This window comes from Kaistella yonginensis, assembly GCF_030409525.1.
GTDB classification, from domain to species: Bacteria; Bacteroidota; Bacteroidia; order Flavobacteriales; family Weeksellaceae; genus Kaistella; species Kaistella yonginensis.
Genome location: NZ_JAUFQB010000016.1, coordinates 23,594 through 42,482, shown reverse-complemented (window position 1 = coordinate 42,482; position 18,889 = coordinate 23,594). Strand labels below are relative to the sequence as shown.

Genomic DNA, 18,889 nt, shown 5'->3' with positions numbered 1-18,889 from the left:
AAATCCCAGCTGAAAAAAGCTGGGATTTATTTTTTGTTACTATTTTTTAGATTCTTCAACAGATGTTTTTCTAAAATCTTTGAACAATTTACTCAGTTCTAAGGCAGATTTTCTTGCTCTTGTTCCTGCTGCTTTGTTTCCTTTTTCGGACTGTTGTTCTGCTTCTTTAGAGAAAGCGTCAAATTCTGCATTGATTTTTTCAATAAGTTCTTTCATAAGGTATATTTTAATAATTAATAAGATCGCAAATATAATTGTTTCTTACATTCTATGAATGTTTTTATGCTTATTTGCAAATATTTTCAACTTGATTTCCATTGTTAAAATAATTTGAATCAATATGTTAAAAAACTTTTCATTAATTGGATATTTGTTAATTTTATTATGATAATAAGCGCTTTATTAACCACTTCATAACTGAGGTTTTCTGCTTTTTACTATTGCAAATGTAGGAAAGCATCATTCACTCAAAAAAATCTTTTTGGGTTTCTATAAAAATTCTTTCCGCAAGCTTCAATAATTTTTTCAGACACTCCTAAATCCTACGGACAAAAAGATTTCAAGCCCGATTCAAAACTTGTATTCAATTACGGGAACTGAATCGGGTTTTGTGTGCCTGATACTTTCCTATAATCATCGGCAAAGAAAAAGCCGGAACCTCAGTTATACGAATCAATTCAATCAAAGTCGATCTTTTACATTAATGAAAATAATCAAAATGAAACAACGATAAATATTGCTTTTCCAATTTGGAAAAAAGTATAAAAAAGAAAAAAGCCGAGTGTCCTCGAAACCAAATCAATTCAATCGAAAATTTAAAATTAACAAAAAATTAAATATTAACAATCAAAAATTAACATTATGAACATCATTGGAAGAATTACAAAAAACGCAGAAATCAACACATTGAAAAATGACAAAAAAGTTGTGAATTTCTCAGTAGCCATCAACGACAGCTATAAAAACAAACAAGGCGAACGCATAGAACAAACGAGTTATTACAATTGCTCGTATTGGATAAGTCCGAACGTAGCGAAAATCCTTACCAAAGGTGCTTTGGTGGAACTTTCGGGCAGAGCAAGTTCGAGTGCGTGGATTGGAAAAGATGGAGAAATTCATTCGGGATTGAACTTCCATACTTCAAACATCAAAGTGCATGGTGGCGGAAAAAAATCTGATTTAGAAGAACAACCAATTGCTAAACCGCAGAAAGCACCTATTGCTTTGCTTGACGAAGCGGATGATGATTTGCCATTTTAATTTCTAAAATTTTTAATCTTTTAATATTAAAATTATGCAAACCAATTTTTTCAGACAAATAGCCAATATCAATCTTACAGGCGATTTACAAATCACATTTACCAAAACCACAACAAACAATTATGTTGTTTCCGTATTGCTCAAAAACGAGCAATGCGGAGACGAAGCAAGGAAAACGATTCCGCCCTTGAATTTACGAGGAACAGCCGAAGAATTGGACAACGGTTTTTTTGAAAGTATAACCACACCGCTACAAACCGCTTCGGGATTAATGGTTGATATGGAAAGTTTTATGAAGCAACTCGAAGAAACTAAAAAGAACTCGGCAATGGAAAAGGAAAAATCCGACAAGGAGAAAAAAGACAAGGAAGCCAAGGATAAAAAGTACAAAGAAACTTTGCAGAAAGCCGATGAACTTGAAAAAGAGGGCAAATACAAAGAAGCGTGGTCTATACTTCCGAAAGCATCAGAGTTTCCCGATTACGCCGAAATTATCCGCAAAAAGCAGAACGAATACGAAAGACATTTTGCACCAAGTCTTTTTACCGAAAATCAATCCTAAAATTTAATTTAATAATCAAAAAATATGTTATTAGCAACTCAATTAGAAAGAATTTTCATTCTCAAAGACAACGGACAGGAAATCCGATTAACCGACCCCGAATCGAAATGGAGCGTGGAAGCAGTGATGAATTTTTACGCCAACACGTACCCGATTTTAACCACCGCCAAAGTTTCTACACCACAAATTAAAGATGATACGATTCAGTACAAATTTGAAAGCGTGATGGGAACGAAAGGCTAAAATTAGTTGACAGTTGTTGGTTGATTGTTGATAGGAATTCTACCAATTCAAAGGCAACAACCGACAACTCTAAACCATCAACAAAACCAAAAATGAATGCAACGAAAAATAATATCGGGAAAAATAAAACCGCCCGAAGAACGAAAGCAAAAACAATTGCACCGACAGTTGGGAGCATTTTCGGAGTGGATGAAGCAGGAAAAAGATGCCTCAGAAATCCAAAAAGACCAAAGGAAATCAGTTCCGATAGCGCAACTTCCGATGGTTTTTTGAAAACCACTTTTCTTCCAAAATTAAAAGAAAATTTAGCTCAAAATGTGATAACAAAGCCACAGAATCAAAGGCAAACCAAGAAAACGGAAAGGGATTTTTATCAATCTCTTTCCCAACTTTCGGAACATTACTGCATCAATTCAATGCCGACAAAAGAGTTTGAATATCCGTACAATCTTGCGCTTTCACTTTGGGATACAGAAAATAAACTGAAGAATACGGTTGAAAATTGGGATAGCGTCCGATTGATTCAGAATAAAAACAGAACCTATTTTATCAGCGAAGAACGATACAATACAAGCACAAGTTTGTTTAACATTCCGGTGATTCCGCTTTATAAAATGCTGAAAGACAAAAATAGAAAAAAAACTGCCCAATTGCTTTTGTCGGTTTGCAGTTATTTGTACAGAAACGCTGATATTCCTTATTACCGACAGGAAAATTCTTATCTCTACGGGATATATGAAATGCTGACGGATTGGCTTGACCAAGATGAAGAAATAGATGAAAGCCATCTGTATAAAAAGGAACTTCAACAAGCAGAAATTATTGGGGATTTGATGGAACAGAAAATTTCACACCGTAAGAATTTAGAACTATTTGGGAAACGGCTTGAGCGATTTAAACCTAAAGATGATTTTGATAAATTATGTTTTCAATTTTCAGAAATGGCATTTCACCTTTACGCTGATTATCCCGAAGAAAGTATTTTCAGAAATGCCCATTTTAATAATATTTTGAAGCAGGAAAATATTGATGAAGATGAGTATTATGATGAAGATAGAGTGATTTCAATGGAAAAATATATTTCTTTTTTTGCGGATGATAAAGGATGGATTAATCAAAATCTCATCGAAAATGTAAATAATGAATTTAATGAATACGGAGAAGTTCAAGAACCAATGATTATCAAAACTTTTAATGGAAACGACATTACTAATAATAATCTTGATTTTGAAAATCGCCTTTTTGAGGTGTTAAGACGATTAATAGGAGTATTAGACCATTATTCCCAAATGAAAAAACAAGAAAATTGAACATTTGAAAGACAACTTAAAATAAAAAAAATGGAAAATAGATACAGCACAGAAATAGAAAATGAAGAAATTGACATCACTGATAATTTCGGAACGCTTTATCACCCGAAATCTGCATTAATTTTTTATCAAACTGAAAATTACAATTCTGAAACTTATGTAGAATTTTTCGATATGGATAAATCTGGAAATCCAATTAATTCTCATCCTTTGACTGTGAGAGAAGCACAAAGACTTTCTAAAACGTTGAATATTCAGAATAAGAAAGATAAAGTTTTTTTGAAACCAAAAGGCATTATTTCATCCAACATTTTGTTTACAGATTCTTCTGAAAATGGAAAAGTAATTTGGTTTACCAAAGAACAGGAAAGAGATTTGTTTTTTGTGAAAAATCTGAATATTCCTAATGGGAAAGCAAATGTTCCACCGTTGCTTTGGATTGCTAATAAACAGAATTTAAAAATTTTCGCTTTAGAAACTGATGAACGCCCTGATGAAAAAACACCACTTTTTCACGCTCCATTTTTCAATGTATATGATAACGGAAATGTTTGCATGGGAACGGTGGATGTGAAAGTAAAAAATTCCGCTTCTTTGGAAGAATTTACCGAGAGTTGGGAACATTATTTTTTCAATTCGTATTTCAGTCATTTGATGTATAATCATAATCCGATAAAAGGAAATTGCATTATTCTTTGGAAAAAGCAGATTGGAACAAAAGACACTTTCCCGAAAGAAATTTTAGTAAAAAATAACAGAACATTAAAAGAATTTTTGCAATGATACCAACAGAAAAAATAAAAGTTCATTTTACCGATAATGATTTGCTCAATCCCACAAATCCTGTAACGGTAAATTTAATCGGAGCAGGCGGAACAGGTTCGCAGGTTTTAACGGCATTGGCAAGAATGAATCATGCTTTAACCGAATTGAATCACGCAGGATTGTCCGTGCGATTATGGGATGATGATGTGATTACTGAAGCGAATTTAGGAAGACAACTTTTTGCAGAAAGTGAATTGGGATTGCATAAATCCGTTGCGCTAATCAATAGAATTAATCGTTTTTTCGGAACGAATTGGAAAGCAGAAATACGAAAATTTGAAAGGAATAATTTGGGAAGAGTACAGAATAATATGCAGTCTGCAATTTATATTTCGTGTGTCGATAATGTAAAATCTCGTTTTGAAATTGGCGAAATTCTGAATGAATTAAAAGAGAGTAGGAGACTATACAGAAACCAATGTAAATACTGGATGGATTTTGGGAACAGTCAATATTCGGGGCAAGTTTTGCTTTCAACAATCGGAAATATTCAACAACCCAATTCCGCGAAATATGAAACGATTCCCAACTTACCTTATGTGACTGAGGAATTTGGCGAACTTTTAAAGATTTCTGAATTTGAAGATGATACACCAAGTTGCAGTTTGGCAGAAGCATTGGAAAAGCAGGATTTGTATATTAACTCAACATTGGCGCAAATGGGAAGTTCTTTGCTTTGGAATCTTTTCCGCAATGGAATGACCGAAAATAGAGGATTCTTTCTTAATTTGAAAAACTTTCAATCTCAACCGATAAAGTTGTAAAAAGTCGCCCGATTTTTATCGGGCGGCAAAAATGCAATTTCTCCTATTGGTCGAAAACGCATTTTTGCGGAAATTGGAGCAACCACATTTCAAAAACATTCATGGCATTGGCTTTAGATGTTTTTGAAAAGAGGTTACGAACGTATTGACGTATCAGTAGTTTTTAACATAAAATTCTGGAGGATATTCAGTTCAATATTTTTTCCATGATAAGTAATATAACATATAAGAAATGTTAGTGCTATGATGAATATTATGATGGTGCTCTTTCCAATTTTATTTTTTTTAATTTTCATGTAATTTTTGATTATAATCTTAATAATAAATACTTTCATTTCCTTAAAACGTTTGTGTGTTCAACAATAATTTCAGGCACAAACTTCTTTTTTTTAAAAAATTCACGAAAGGACAAAATTTATTCATTAATATTTCCTTTAGTAGAAGGAGTTTTCAAAGTATCTTTCATTTTTTCACCGCAATTTATTTTTTGATTTACTCCAATGTTTTTTCTTTAATTCGCAAAACAAAGAATCTCTCGTTCACGAGAGATTCTGCCTTTAAAACGAAAATAAATAATGGATTTTTGTGAAACTATATATTTTGGAATGTTATAAAACTAATTTACAACAGTGTTTTTATTGCCATTTTTTTTGCACTTTTTTACGCATTTTTTTTGGTTTTTATTGTCAGATATTTTGCACAAATACAATTCCTCGCTGTGATCAGAAACGTATATTTATGGGAAAGAGGTTGTCCAGTTATTTCATCGTTACATAAATGAAATAATACGAAATAAAATAAGTCTACCTGACAGAAATCGACATGCTAGATGTCTTTGGATTTATGAGATGATAATTCTTGCTAGTTGCTACAATGTAGTTATAGTATGGTTTAATGTGTTTTGCGTAATTATTATCTTTAATTTCTATGTTTTAGTGTAAATTTATTTCATTTTGATAAAATTCTTTACTATATTTGAAAAGACACATAATGCTGATTTTGATAAAAAGAATGCCATGTTGTGTTAAGCGCATCATCTATCACTTTTAATATTTATATTTAGAATGCCAACCACAACATCCTCACCATCAGATTCTACAACTTCAGACAATGGCAGAAATATTCGTGCAGAATTGTATGCCGAATCTTATTTCTATTTAGATCCTTCTAAAGTCACTCAAAATCAAACTGCTGCTCAAAAGTTTGGAGTCCTTGACGAAAATATTTTCCGAACAACTTCTGTTCTTAATTATACAGGGAAGGTTTTTAATATTTGCAAAGGGCAGATTTTAGTGCAGCCAAGCAGCTCTGATGCTACTAAAGTGAATCTTATACTGAAACCCTTTTCGCAACCTATAAAAGGATTGGCTATTAAGTATTTCATTTATAGAGGTCTTAAAAAGTCTGATTTTTTCTCCGGAGGAAAAGTGGTTGCAAACAGTGAAACAGCTACCGGTTTTGTACAGGAAATCTGGAAAGATTTTTTGCATTTTAATCCGGGACAAACCAATTTTCCGCAAGAATTTATCGGTTATCCCCCAGAAGTTGGAAGTGAACAACAATTAGGAGATTTAATCGATGATTATTTTTTCAAGATTTCAAAAATAGTAGAAGTTGATGAAACTACTACGGAGGAAAAGAAATTTGCGTACGAATTGCCCATGATTCCCGAAGGAATTTATCTGGGAAATGCTGTAGAAACTTTAGGGATTGATATTGTTCTCAACGAAGGAGATTATACGGTAGAAAATGATCCTAATCCTTTCAAATTAGATTTAGCATTTGCTAGAGTCGGAGAATATCAATTGGAGACCGCAGGATATACGGGCATCCAAAAGAAACTCATTCAGGAATCTGCGATGCAATTTATGGATATTGCAGCATTTTATGGGCTTCATACCTATGGCAATGGTAAGGTTTATCTGTTGAAAACTGAAATCTTAGATTCTTCGGAAACCATATATGCTTTACTGAATAAGTTTGTTACGAAAAATACTACCTATCTGTATGTTCAAAGCAACCGCCAGCGGAGTTATAATTTCTATGGAAATTATAAGATATCTGATTCCAACAGCAACGATATTCGGATTGCATTAAATGGTGGTCAATATGCCGAGGAAAAATTTGGAGCAAGCTGGTCTGTAAAAGCATTTCAGAATGTTTCAAAGCTTTCTTTCAAGTTGACAACCGACTATAATAGTGGAGCTGGGTTGTACATTAAACAAGGCGTTATCGATACTTTGGTCACGCAGCATGAAGATTATTTTATCCGAAATAATAATCTGTTGAATGATAATAATGATCCTGAAAATGAAGATATTGTTTTTACCAAAGCCATTGGTTTTGTGACCAATAAAGTTGAAACAAAAGCTGTTTCTACCATCATACAAATGATCTACGAAGGCAAACAGATTTCGGTGACCCAAGATACACCAGAAGAATCTGCGGTCTATTATATGAAAGACATTGATGATGTTTTCGGACTGATTAATGCTGAACCACATATTCAGTCCAAATCTGCAAACGAGTTGCATTATATTGTAGATCAGAATCTGTTATTAATCAACTTTAATAATAAGGCAAGAGGGCAGGATATTGCTACGGTCACCAGCAAAAGAACAGAAGATTTGGTAGTGAAAGAGGGTGCCGAAAATCTCAAACGCATCACCTACGAAACATTACTTAATAGTATTCGCCAAAACACGGGATCTTTCTTTGAAAGTCGTTCTGCCTATCAGGATAACAGCAATAGCGGTACAATAAGTTATAGCCAAAGTCTTAATAATTTTTACCGTCCGGAGAAACCTTATTATCTGCAAACTGAAGTTTTTACGGGAAGTGACGGCAATACCATTACAGGCTTATCGCTGCATTTGCAAGATGTCAGTTTGCCCAGTAAAAAACTTTTAGGTATTACGGAACCAGAAAACACGATCTTCAAAGAACTTATAGGAACAAAAATTTTGAACAATCCTAAATTCTATTTTAAAAATGAATTGGAAGATGAAGAAAGTTATTATACCTCTTCTGAAGGAACAGCTTATAGGAAATACAGCCTTTGTGTGATTGGTGAGGACCAAAACGGAGAGCTTAAATTCTTTGAACCCACAACCAAAGTCTTTGTAACCACGATTGATAATATGCTTTTTGCAAGCGAGGAGTATAGTATGTGGATGCCTAAAATGACAACCGGTAATAATTGTTTAATAGAGAAATTAATATTCTAATGGAAGAGTTTGCAATTGTACTACCCAATGGAGATGTAGTATTAAACAAAGTTAATATAGGCAGTCAAATTAGATATTTACCTTATGACAGAATGGATTTTAATGAAATAGGTAGATTAAGTCGATTTTTTCTTGAAGAATCTAACACTCCATTTATTGCATTATATACCTTAAATAATTCGGGGCAACCTTTTTCATGTTTTTTCAATGAAATTGAGTTCAATAATTTAAAAGGAAAAAATAAAACAATTTCTACATTGGAATATCCTCAACACATTTTTAAAGGAAATTTTGTGTATGCTGAGGATGGAGCCGCTATCAAAGTTAATAAAAAATACATTAAAAATCAGGAAAGTCAAGATGTTAATAATCATCAACTATGTACAGCTACTTACACTTTGATATATGATCATAATGAACATTCCGTTTTTAAAGATTTTCCTGATCGACCAATTCCATTTCCTGCAAATTTTGATTACGAAGGTAATAGTAATTGTCTGTCTCCGAATGACACCCTTTTTAAATTTTATAAAATTCATGCAAGCAGGAAAGATGCATTGGGCCAGGATATAAATAAAAATGTATTATTGGATATTGCAGTTTTATTAGAAAGATACAGAAAAACTGATGGTGATTTTTATAAATTTTTGGACGAGAATAATTTGATAAATACTTGGAATGAGCAAAACATTTCTTGGGCAGATCAAAGTGCAATTTCTGAGTTTTATGAATATAGTAATCAAGATTTTATCAATTACAGAAATTGGTTAGAAAAATATTATTTGAACTTCAAATATTATAGAGAGAAAATAAATGCTCTGGAAGACCCAGATGATAAATTTTTTATAGCAGTTTCTTTTTTTAGTGAGAAAGTATTAATGCATTTGCAAATTGAAGAAAAATTAAAAATTCTCAGAGTATTTTGCAAAAAAGCTATTACAGATTGGTGGAGTACAGCTTTTCAAGGAGGAAGTAGAGAACATATCGTTCTTAAAGTTGTAAAATCAATTAAACTTGAACAATACAATGATTTTCTTGATGGATTAACTAAAACTACCGTTGACCATATTTCTTTATACCAAAAATTGTACGAAAAAATAAATGGAGATAATAAAAAAATCTTTGCAAATACAATTTTAAAATATTGGAAAGATAGTAAGTATAGTCCATATTCTCCTGATGGAATATACATTGAGTCTAGAATGGCTCAATATACCTATAATGAAAACACACTATTTACATTAAGCTATAGATCTAATGAATTTTTAGGGATTTTTAAAAATAATTTTGATTTCAAATTTAGTGAAGATACGAGCAATATTATTGCATATACTAATAAAGCTCCCAAAATTGATGCAGATGGTAACTATATTATTCATACAAAATTAGATGAGTTTTTTGGCAGTTATTCTGTGTTTCAACCAGTTTCTTTGTTAGATACTAACTTTGATACCACGGTAAAAATGCCGGTTTTAGGATCGGGAAACTCTCAACAGCTTAATTCTTTAATACCAATTTTCTATTTGAAATATATAGACGATACCAATGACTGGGAATCTTTTAAAAACGAAGTTGGTGTATTTTTGGACGTAGCTCTTACATTTTCGGGGATTGGGAATTTGGCAAAGTTAAGGCATTTGAGGAATATGACTAGATTAGCTCAAGTAGCCACCTTTTTAGCTGCTGCAAATGTATCCTTAGATGTGGTTAGCCTAATGTTTAAATTTGCTACCGATAATTGTGATAATCAGCAAAATGAATTCTGTAAAAAATATCAAAAATATTTATTTTGCCTTCAGATGATTACAGGGGCTACAGACTTTTTTGCAAGTTACGCATTACGAAAATCTGCAAAAGAATTGGTTGACAGTAATATATATCCGGCTAATTTTTCTAATAATTATAAATTAATTATAGCAAAACACGCAGAAAATGCTGTAGAAGACCTTTCGGGTTTTCTTATTAAGACAAGAAACAAAATAAGAAACAGAATATCCTTAGATGATGAATTTTTGAATACTCATTTTACAGACACACAAATTGATGAACTAATTCAACACGGTCTCTATCAAAAAATGAATGAAAGAGAAATTGAAGATTTTATTTTTATTGCGTGCCGAGAAAAAAAACTTATTCATTATAATGATTTACAGCAACAGATGTTTGCTTGGAAAAATATTGTTGAGCCAAGAGGATATCCATTTTCTTTTAGTAATATTCAAGAATTTAATTTCTTTAAAAATAAATTAAAATCTATAGTTAATGATTGGGGGCTCCCTGTTGCTGACATTAGGGTTCAAGGGTCTTCTCTTCGCAGGGCAAATGCAAAAGATGTTGATATTGCAATTATTATTGATGAAAGTCAATTGCAACAACTAAAAAATATGCTATTTGATAGAGCTAAAACATTAGAATTTAAGGGAAGGAGTGTTGAATTTAATAACTATAAATTAAAGTTAAATAAACAAATTAATGAAGGAATCATAAAAAACAGGCAGTTTGGTATTCTTGAAGAAAAAGGCAAAACATTTATGCAAAAATGTTACAGTCAAGACATTGTTCCTTTTGGAGGACTAAATGTTTCTATTATTATCAATGGTAAATCATTCGATGTCTCACCATATATAAAATTTTAAAATAATGAGTACAAATATAGTATATAAAAATAACTATGGTATAGAAATACCTATTAATCAGGCATTACAACTAGAAGAATATTCTAAATACATTTCAATAGATAATAAATTAAAAAAGATTGAATCTTTCGAAAATGGAATTATAAATAATATTAATTATTATTTAGATATAAATGAAGATCCTGCTTCCGTTTTATCTCAATATGCACAAATTGAAACTGTCGTTTTAATTAAATCGGAACAATTGTTCAATTGCGTTAAAGGCGAGGGCTATACCTATGAAAATGGACAATTGACAGGAAGAACAGTATCTATAATTAAAGACAATCAAACGATTTGTTTCAGATTACTAAATTTACAGGAACAACCATTAAGAACAACAAAATATTTCTATGAAAATGGAGAAGAAAAATATGATTTTGAATATAATGAAGATGGCACCTGCTTTATGGTTTATAAAACCAATGAATTTGGAGAAGACATTCTTGCTGCAAACATAGGGCAACCCGGAGTAAATTTTTCTTGGGATGAAGTAGGAGATTATTATAAAAATGCAGAGCCCATAATTCCTTAATGACAACTACAAATTTTTTAAATCAATTTTTAGAGCCTATTACTAGTAATCAGGCGTTGATGAGCAAAATATATAAAGCAAATAATGGTAATGTTCCACATGTGTTGGTTTGTTTTATACATAGGGGTTTTTAAAAGAAAATTACCGATAACGTTAATAAAAAATTGCAGGCATTTGCCTGCAATTTGTATTTTTAATCGTAAAAACGTCAGTAATAAATGAGGGTCGAAATTTATTCGTGTTCCAATTGTGTTGGTAAAAGTATAGAATCCATAAATAACTCATTTGAAAAGATTTACCAGCAGAACAATTTGTTTTTGCAGAAGTACGAAAATTACAATTGCGATTTTAAAAATCTATTTTTGGTTATGATGAAAGTTTCACCGAGGAATATGAAAGTAAAACATTAATACTGATCAATTGAAATGAAAATTAGAAGATCCAAAGTGTATGTACTAGTTTATAGATGACTGTTTTTTTTGATTTCCAAAAATGTGATTATAATGCAGTTTAAAAGCATTCCATATCAATATGAAATTAAATGTATTTGTTTTGTGTAAATTTATGGTGTTTTGATGGAATTCTTTACTATATTTGAAAGAACGCATAATGATGATTGAAGACTTTATAAATGTAGAAATTTCTAATTCTTTTTGAAATTCTATCTGCAAAATCTTTCGAGATACTGAATAGATTACAGAAATATCCTTTGCCATAATCATTAGACGGGCTTATCAAGCAATAAACCCAAACAACAAATAACACGAAATAAAATATGTCTAAGCCACCAATACCACATCGATATTATCCGAGGTTATCATCTGTAGTATCAGAAAAAGACATTCCGGATATTTTAGGATTTATAAGAACAGGAGTTATTAATTTACTTGATAAAATTTATTTTAAGGATTTGCAGTACAGCAAAAGTCCAAAAGGAGATTCTGCGTTCTACAGTTTATCAATCGTCTCAAAACGAATAGATATAGAAATTCCTGGTACTGGTATATTTCTGGTCTTGAATCCCGACTTTCAAGGAAGCGATAACAATATCTCGGCTTTTCCGATTACCATAGAATATCAGTGGAAAATTCTGGCTTATCTTCGTTTTTTCAGTGTAGGTAATTTTTCTTTTGATCCTCAACAGATTTTTGAGGTGGCACTTCGGGTTCTTAATATTACTGAAGAGCAAGCTATTGCGCACTTTGTCAACACCTTCGTAGATCCAGAGGATCAGGATATTTCACCTTTGCAACAGTTCGTTAAAGACATTAATGAAGCAGGGCTTTTAGATAGTCCATTAACATTACCTACAGATGCAACAACGTTGCAGGATCTTGTTGCAGAAATGTTCAATAAATCAGGTGGTAAATATGCTTCTTTGATAGCATTTAGCGCTTATTTATCAACCGCAGATTTAGAAGAGACTTCGGCGAACGTAAAAGTTTATTTTCGATCATTAATTCCGCAGGATATAGACGCATTTATAAAAGATGTGATTATACCAAAATTTAGAGCAACATTACTTTTATCAGCGGGAATAGAGTTTCCAAGAAATATTTTAGTACCCGTTTATCCAGAAGGTACAAAGATTGGTGATGATGATGATGATGTTTCTTTAGAGCCAATTCCAGAAAATACGGAAGGTTATGATAACAAAGTTATGTTGCTTTTTGGGGAAGCCTTATTCTATGCAGATACAGAAAAAGGTTTCGGCTATAATATGGATTTGGTATTGGATCTTAATTGTCCAGCAGGTATTGGCAAAACAGGTTTGGTTATTGATATTAATAATCTTAAAATAGATCTTAGTACCACAGAGAATATTGCTGAAGCAGATGCTGATGGAAGACCAAAAGAATTTATGGGAGTGTACATGGAATACACCGAAGTTTTTCTTCCTAAAAAGTGGTTCAAAAAACAAGATGGACAAACAATAGGAATTTCTGCCAATAATCTTTTGGTAGGTACTGGTGGTATCTCAGGGAATATCGCCGTACGGGCTACTTACAAGGCAGCAATTGTTGAAGGTAAGACGAAGGTGGTAGACTATTTCCAGGATTATTTTGACCTAGTTTATCCTTTGAAAGTACAAGGACGGGAAACTACTATTACGAAGCATGCGGATCTTGTTCTTTTTATGAATACAGATCTACCTTCGCCATCCATGATGAAATTTGAGTTTCCTTTTAAGCTCAAAATGAAGGTGACAAATGAAGAAAAAGAATTTAAAACGGAACAAGAATATTACCAGTTTTTAAAAAATCTACTGCCAGTTTCTCCAAATAACGAACCAATGTGGTTTAGTCTAGGAGATAAAAAGAAGGAAGATCTTAAAAAATGGCGTCTTGGATTTTATAGATTTGATATTGATTTTCACCACGGTCAAGTAGTTCAATCTTCTCTTCGTGCTGCGTTAGAAATAAAAAAATTTAAAAAAGTTGGTGAGGAGGCTAATCCTCAACCTACACGGATAGAATTACTCGGTGAATGGGAAAGCAGTGAAAATTTTAAACTCACAGCTAGTTTTGTGCCTGGTCTTAGCATAAGTTTGTTTGATAAAATTGTTCTCACCTTACAAACTGCAGAATTAGGAAGAGAAGGAAAAGATTTTTTTATTGGAGCAGATACCAAGTTAAAATTCCCTAATGATGGTGCGATTGGTAGAATTTTCAAAGGAAAAGAGATTGATCTTCCGGCGATAAGAATTTACAGCAACGGGAGATTTGAAATCGCTGGTGGTATTGGTTTTATACCCACCAATTTCACTTTGCCTTTAGGGCCAGTAGAAATGTCGGTTACAGGAATACATTTGGGTTCTATACAGAGAGAATTTGATGGAAAAATAAGGAACTATAACTATATCGGTTTTGACGGAGCATTAAGTGTAGATCCTATCGGGTTAGACATAATGGGTAATGGAATCAAATACTTTTATACTGTCGATGATGAGGAGTATTTAGATACTGAAGGAAAACCAACAGGGGATCGTTTTCTTCATATTTCAACATTATCAATAGATTTGATTATCCCGGGGAATGCTTCAGAAGAGCAAGCGATTGCTATTATAAAAGGTTCATTAACTATTCCTGACCTTGGTTTCAGTGATGAATTTGGAGGTAGTGTATCAATAAAGATTCCAAAAGCCAAAATCGCAGGACAAGCTTATATGAAGCTTAATCCTAAAAATAAATCATTTTTGGTAAGCGCTGCGGTGGAACTAGGAACTCCCATTCCATTGGGTCCTATTGGGATTTATGGTTTTAAAGGTCTTATTGGGAAAAAATATGTAGCAGATAAAAAAGCGGTTCCTGGTCTTACAGAAAATAATACATGGTACGATTATTATGTTGCTCATAGAGCTGGAATCAATGAAGAAAAATTAAGAAACCCTTTAGAGACTGAAGGTTATACCAATCCTTTTTCTGTAGGTTTAGGAGCTTCTATGGCAACCATTGCGGACAGTGGAAAAATAGTTTCACTGAGAACAATGATGCTTCTTTCCATTCCAAATATGTTTGCTATTGATGCGGGATTAGCCATTCTCAGCGACCGTTTAGGTCTCATAGAAAGTGATAAGCGAGTGCCTCCATTTTATGCTTTTTTAATTATCGGAGATGATTCTTTAGAATTCGGCGTAGGGGCAAATTATCAAATTAATAAATCTTCAGGCTGGTTTATTGACATTAAAGGAGAAATGCAGGCGGGCTTCTTTTTTAAAAATCAAAGACCTTGGTATATTAATTTCGGAACAAAAGAAAAACCGATTACGGTACTAATGTTCAAAGATATATTGAATATTAAGGCTCAAGGATTCTTAATGATTTCGGCTGCCGGAATTGAAGCTGGAGCAAGAGTTGGTTTCGATTTTGACTTGTATATTGCAAGGGCGTGGGTGATGATAGAGGTAGGCACTCAAATTAGTTTTGAAAAATCTCAAGTTGGTGGCTATCTTTATATAGAAGGTGGTTTTGCACTTAATTTCTGGTTTCTGCAAGCCAGTTTTGCTGTAAGTATTTTTTTTAGTGTGGAAATGGTAAAACCATTTTTAATATTTGCACAATTGAGAATTGATATCAGGGTTAAAGTGACTTGGTTGTTTACTTTTAAGTTGAAGGTTACTCTTACTTTCAAGTGGCAAAAACCAGGTGCAATTGATCGTACAGCAATTGCCGCTTTAACTTACCAAGCGGTGTCTAATCCCGATTATGCAAAACAAGTTCGTACAAATGATTCCGTGAAAGGAATTCATATGTTAACCAATGAATCTTTTGATCTTACCCTGATGAACGTATCTCAAAATGAAATAGGGGCTGCTCCGATTTATCCTCGTATTACAGCAACTATTGATGCAATCATTCCAATGGATACCTTTATTGACATTAAAATGGAAAAGGGATTAGTTCCTTCTGCATTAGTTGATGCTATTATTGGCAGTCATACCAGTGTCGCAAATAATTGTATGGAATTTATTCCTCCAAAAAATATCGTAAAAGGAAATCTTACCTTGCAACAAGTTAAACATAAATATTCTATCGAAAGTATCAATGTTAAAATGCGAACAGACGATTCTTGGGTTGATTATCATCCTTATGAAGCATTGTTTCCTTTGGGAGAAAATAGTGATGTAACTGCTCTTAAAATCGGACACTGGCAAAAAAATACAGATCGGTATGATTCCATTCGCCTTCTGGCAACATCTCCGTTTTCTTATATGGATCCTGGAGAAGCTGGCTGGGTGATTCCTGAGCAGTATGGCATAACCCCTTCTTCATTGTTCTGTACCCAACTTGCAACACAATGGCATATTTCTAATTTCTTAAATATTCCTTTTGGAACAGAGTATACTCCACCGGCAGGTTACAATTCATATCTTATTTGTGGTGCTTATTACAATATTGAAGGAACTTACGCCCAAACTATTGAAGTAGATGAAGAAGGAAATACTACTCAGATTACATCTGATGCGAAGATGGTTGTAAAAAATTCTTCTAATCCATTTAATTATGATCATTCATTAGAGTTCAGTAATGGAGATAATCTTATCATTACTTTTCCGGAAGATTCGGCTCAAGTGAGGTTGAATTTAACAACGTATGCAAGAGGAATTATTATCAAAGTGTATGAGAGTGTAAAAGGCAATACCATCAAGCCAAAATATATTCAAGTAGATGAAATTTCTTTTACAAAACAACAATTAGCTCATCAGATAGAAATCGGAAATCCTAAACGTGATGTTGAGAATGGTGTGATACCACAAATCTTTTCGAAAATAGAAATTATCCCGGATACCAATGACAAGGATAGAATTAGTGCTATTCATCAAGAAATTGCTGCGATTTGGTTGGAAGCTGAAGCAAATGCAGGAGAAGGTAATATGGTTATCCTTACTCCCTCCCAATCTGCTCAAATAGATACGCTCAATGCCGAACTTGCAATTTTAAGAAGTGCTGCATGTTCAGACGTTAATTGTAAAAGTATTGTTTTTAGTATTTTGGCAAATCATTATGTAGATGTCGTATTTCAGGAACCAGAATCTTTTATCAATGATGAAAATACTCTTTTAAATGTTCTTACTACAATTGGATATTCCAGTAACATTAATGTTGATTTCAATAAAAATAGTGTTCTCATTTTAAATCTGTCATTAGATATTGCGGATTATGGCTTTGTAACGAATGGTATTAAAAAAATTGTAGATAAAGGAGATTATTTGTGTTTGAGTGAGTTTGAAGAAAGTAGGGATGGCGGTGGTCATGGTCCAGGAGATCCGGGTGAAACCGGAAAATCAGGTACTAATGGAAACTTAGGAAAATATAAATACTCCATTATTCAAATAGAAAAAATGCAGGCGAAGCCAATAGAAGAAACCTATGCGGATTGCGGATGTAATGAAAATTCAGATCCTTTTACTTCTGTTTGCACCACTTCTGTTCAGGAGGTCAGTTGGAGGACAATGACAGAATTTGAATATGAACAAACCATTCCAGGTCAGCCGGCAGTAACTGAAGACATGGAAGAAACCATTAAAGCTATGAATAAAACTGTTCAGCCAATTTGGAGACCCGACACAACATTCATGTTGCATTTCAGATTAAAAGATGAAGTAGATGGAGGAAGTACTGATTCCAAAGTTTTTGATTATTTCTACGGATTTAAAACGATGGGACCTGTTGGTCATTTTCATAAACAGAATGACGAATATTTAAAGTATAAAGAATACAATGAAAATACGGAAACGTATGAGACCAAAACTAGAAAGGACGATGAATCTTCTTTGACCTCTTTGCTTTCCTATATAGATTATCAACGTTCATATCCTAATCCTGACGGCAATATTTTGGGGTCAAAACCGCTATTTTTTGGCGATGAACAGTGTAAAATCGAGTTGTTCTTTGATAAAGCATATGTTTCACATATGTTCAGCGATTGGAGTGATTACAAAGGACGTAGTGCCATAAAAATGGAAATGCCTATAATAATTAAAGACCCTGTTTCGGAAGCAATAATACCCTATCCAATTCCAATTGGATGGAATGAAGAAGATGTTCCCGGAGCTGCTTATGAGTGGACTGATGATAAAGACCCAAAACTTCCTATTAGCGTGCAGACTTATTTAGATTTGCTTGAGGAAGCACAAGAAACTCAAGGTGCAGTTAATTGTGAGGTCAAACTTGGGTTTCCAATTTCTCCATCAGTAAAAATGAGAACAGTCGCACTTACCAACCTAAAACCTGAAAAACTATATACTGCGATGGTTTACAGTGCTTATGATGCTGATGGCAATGGCGAAATTAAAAATCAAATGGTTGGTGAAAAAATTGTTTATGAAGAAATCCAGAAGGTTCATGAGTTTGCTTTCAGAACATCACGATACGAAAACTTCAGAAAACAGGTCTTGAGTTACCAGTTGAACGAAAGGGATGAAAACCTAAATCTTATTCAGAGCAGGCAGGCAGTATACGAGGTGAGATTAGATTTAACGACCAGTCAGGTTAATAATTTGTATGCTTTGGTCGGTAAAACTCCAAATAATGAAACCGACCTATTGCGAGAAAAATACATTCATGAATTTGACAGAGCGATGGAAGGAATTTTAAAAATAAGTCCGCTAGATCCACCAAGAAATACAGATTTTCTGAAAATTATAAATAGCACCAACAATAATGTTGTAGCCTTACTTGTAAGAAATCCAGAGCCATTCAATGATCCACGAATTGTTGTACAAGACATTGTCACTACCTTGATAATCCTTGGTGCAAAAGGAGCCGGGGCAAAATATAAAGTGCTTTGGAACAAAGATTATTCACAGGCTATTGTTATGCATGAAACAAAAAATATCACTGCGAAAGAACTCCAATTCCAATTCGTTTATAAGACTTGGGATGGAAATAAACGAGAATACGTAGTCAAGGACGAAACGGGAATTCCCAATGAAGATGAGAGATTAAATACCGTGTTTACTGAACCAATAATTATTAATCAATAAAA

11 protein-coding genes are annotated in these 18,889 nt (G+C 33.1%); 10 read left to right on the top strand and 1 reads right to left on the bottom strand.

The window, feature by feature from the left end; all coding sequences use genetic code 11:
* Nucleotides 1-39: 39 nt before the first annotated feature.
* Nucleotides 40-216 carry a BF3379 family histone-like protein gene (locus QWY78_RS05815; protein ID WP_290217475.1) on the bottom strand — a complete coding sequence of 59 codons (177 nt, stop codon included), beginning with the start codon at nucleotides 214-216 and terminating at the stop codon, nucleotides 40-42.
* A gap of 645 nt (nucleotides 217-861) precedes the next feature.
* On the opposite strand from QWY78_RS05815, the gene QWY78_RS05810 reads away from it, so the two are divergent.
* The 10 genes from QWY78_RS05810 (at nucleotide 862) to QWY78_RS05765 (ending at nucleotide 18,887) form a co-directional block, all read left to right on the top strand.
* Nucleotides 862-1,260, top strand: a complete 399-nt coding sequence (locus QWY78_RS05810; protein ID WP_290217473.1) for a single-stranded DNA-binding protein — start codon at nucleotides 862-864, stop codon at nucleotides 1,258-1,260.
* Between the two features lie 34 nt (nucleotides 1,261-1,294).
* Nucleotides 1,295-1,822 (top strand): prtrc system protein e, encoded by a 528-nt coding sequence (locus QWY78_RS05805; RefSeq protein ID WP_290217471.1) that lies wholly within the window; start codon nucleotides 1,295-1,297, stop codon nucleotides 1,820-1,822.
* Between the two features lie 24 nt (nucleotides 1,823-1,846).
* Nucleotides 1,847-2,065, top strand: a complete 219-nt coding sequence (locus QWY78_RS05800; protein ID WP_290217469.1) for a PRTRC system protein C — start codon at nucleotides 1,847-1,849, stop codon at nucleotides 2,063-2,065.
* Nucleotides 2,066-2,157: 92 nt separating this feature from the next.
* Nucleotides 2,158-3,375 carry a hypothetical protein gene (locus QWY78_RS05795; protein ID WP_290217468.1) on the top strand — a complete coding sequence of 406 codons (1,218 nt, stop codon included), beginning with the start codon at nucleotides 2,158-2,160 and terminating at the stop codon, nucleotides 3,373-3,375.
* Nucleotides 3,376-3,405: 30 nt separating this feature from the next.
* Nucleotides 3,406-4,158, top strand: coding sequence for a PRTRC system protein B (locus QWY78_RS05790; RefSeq protein WP_290217466.1), 753 nt, complete (start codon nucleotides 3,406-3,408; stop codon nucleotides 4,156-4,158).
* Nucleotides 4,158-4,964 (top strand): PRTRC system ThiF family protein, encoded by an 807-nt coding sequence (locus QWY78_RS05785; RefSeq protein ID WP_290217517.1) that lies wholly within the window; start codon nucleotides 4,158-4,160, stop codon nucleotides 4,962-4,964. The genes QWY78_RS05790 and QWY78_RS05785 overlap by 1 nt, the downstream gene beginning before the upstream one ends.
* 1,064 nt (nucleotides 4,965-6,028) lie before the next feature.
* Nucleotides 6,029-8,191, top strand: a complete 2,163-nt coding sequence (locus tag QWY78_RS05780) for a hypothetical protein (protein ID WP_290217464.1) — start codon at nucleotides 6,029-6,031, stop codon at nucleotides 8,189-8,191.
* Nucleotides 8,191-10,827: a hypothetical protein gene (locus QWY78_RS05775; RefSeq protein ID WP_290217462.1), complete on the top strand. Its 2,637-nt coding sequence runs from the start codon at nucleotides 8,191-8,193 to the stop codon at nucleotides 10,825-10,827. Before QWY78_RS05780 ends, QWY78_RS05775 begins: the two co-directional genes overlap by 1 nt.
* 4 nt (nucleotides 10,828-10,831) lie before the next feature.
* Nucleotides 10,832-11,401, top strand: coding sequence for a hypothetical protein (locus tag QWY78_RS05770; RefSeq protein ID WP_290217460.1), 570 nt, complete (start codon nucleotides 10,832-10,834; stop codon nucleotides 11,399-11,401).
* Nucleotides 11,402-12,176: 775 nt separating this feature from the next.
* Nucleotides 12,177-18,887, top strand: coding sequence for a hypothetical protein (locus tag QWY78_RS05765; RefSeq protein WP_290217458.1), 6,711 nt, complete (start codon nucleotides 12,177-12,179; stop codon nucleotides 18,885-18,887).
* Nucleotides 18,888-18,889: the final 2 nt, after the last annotated feature.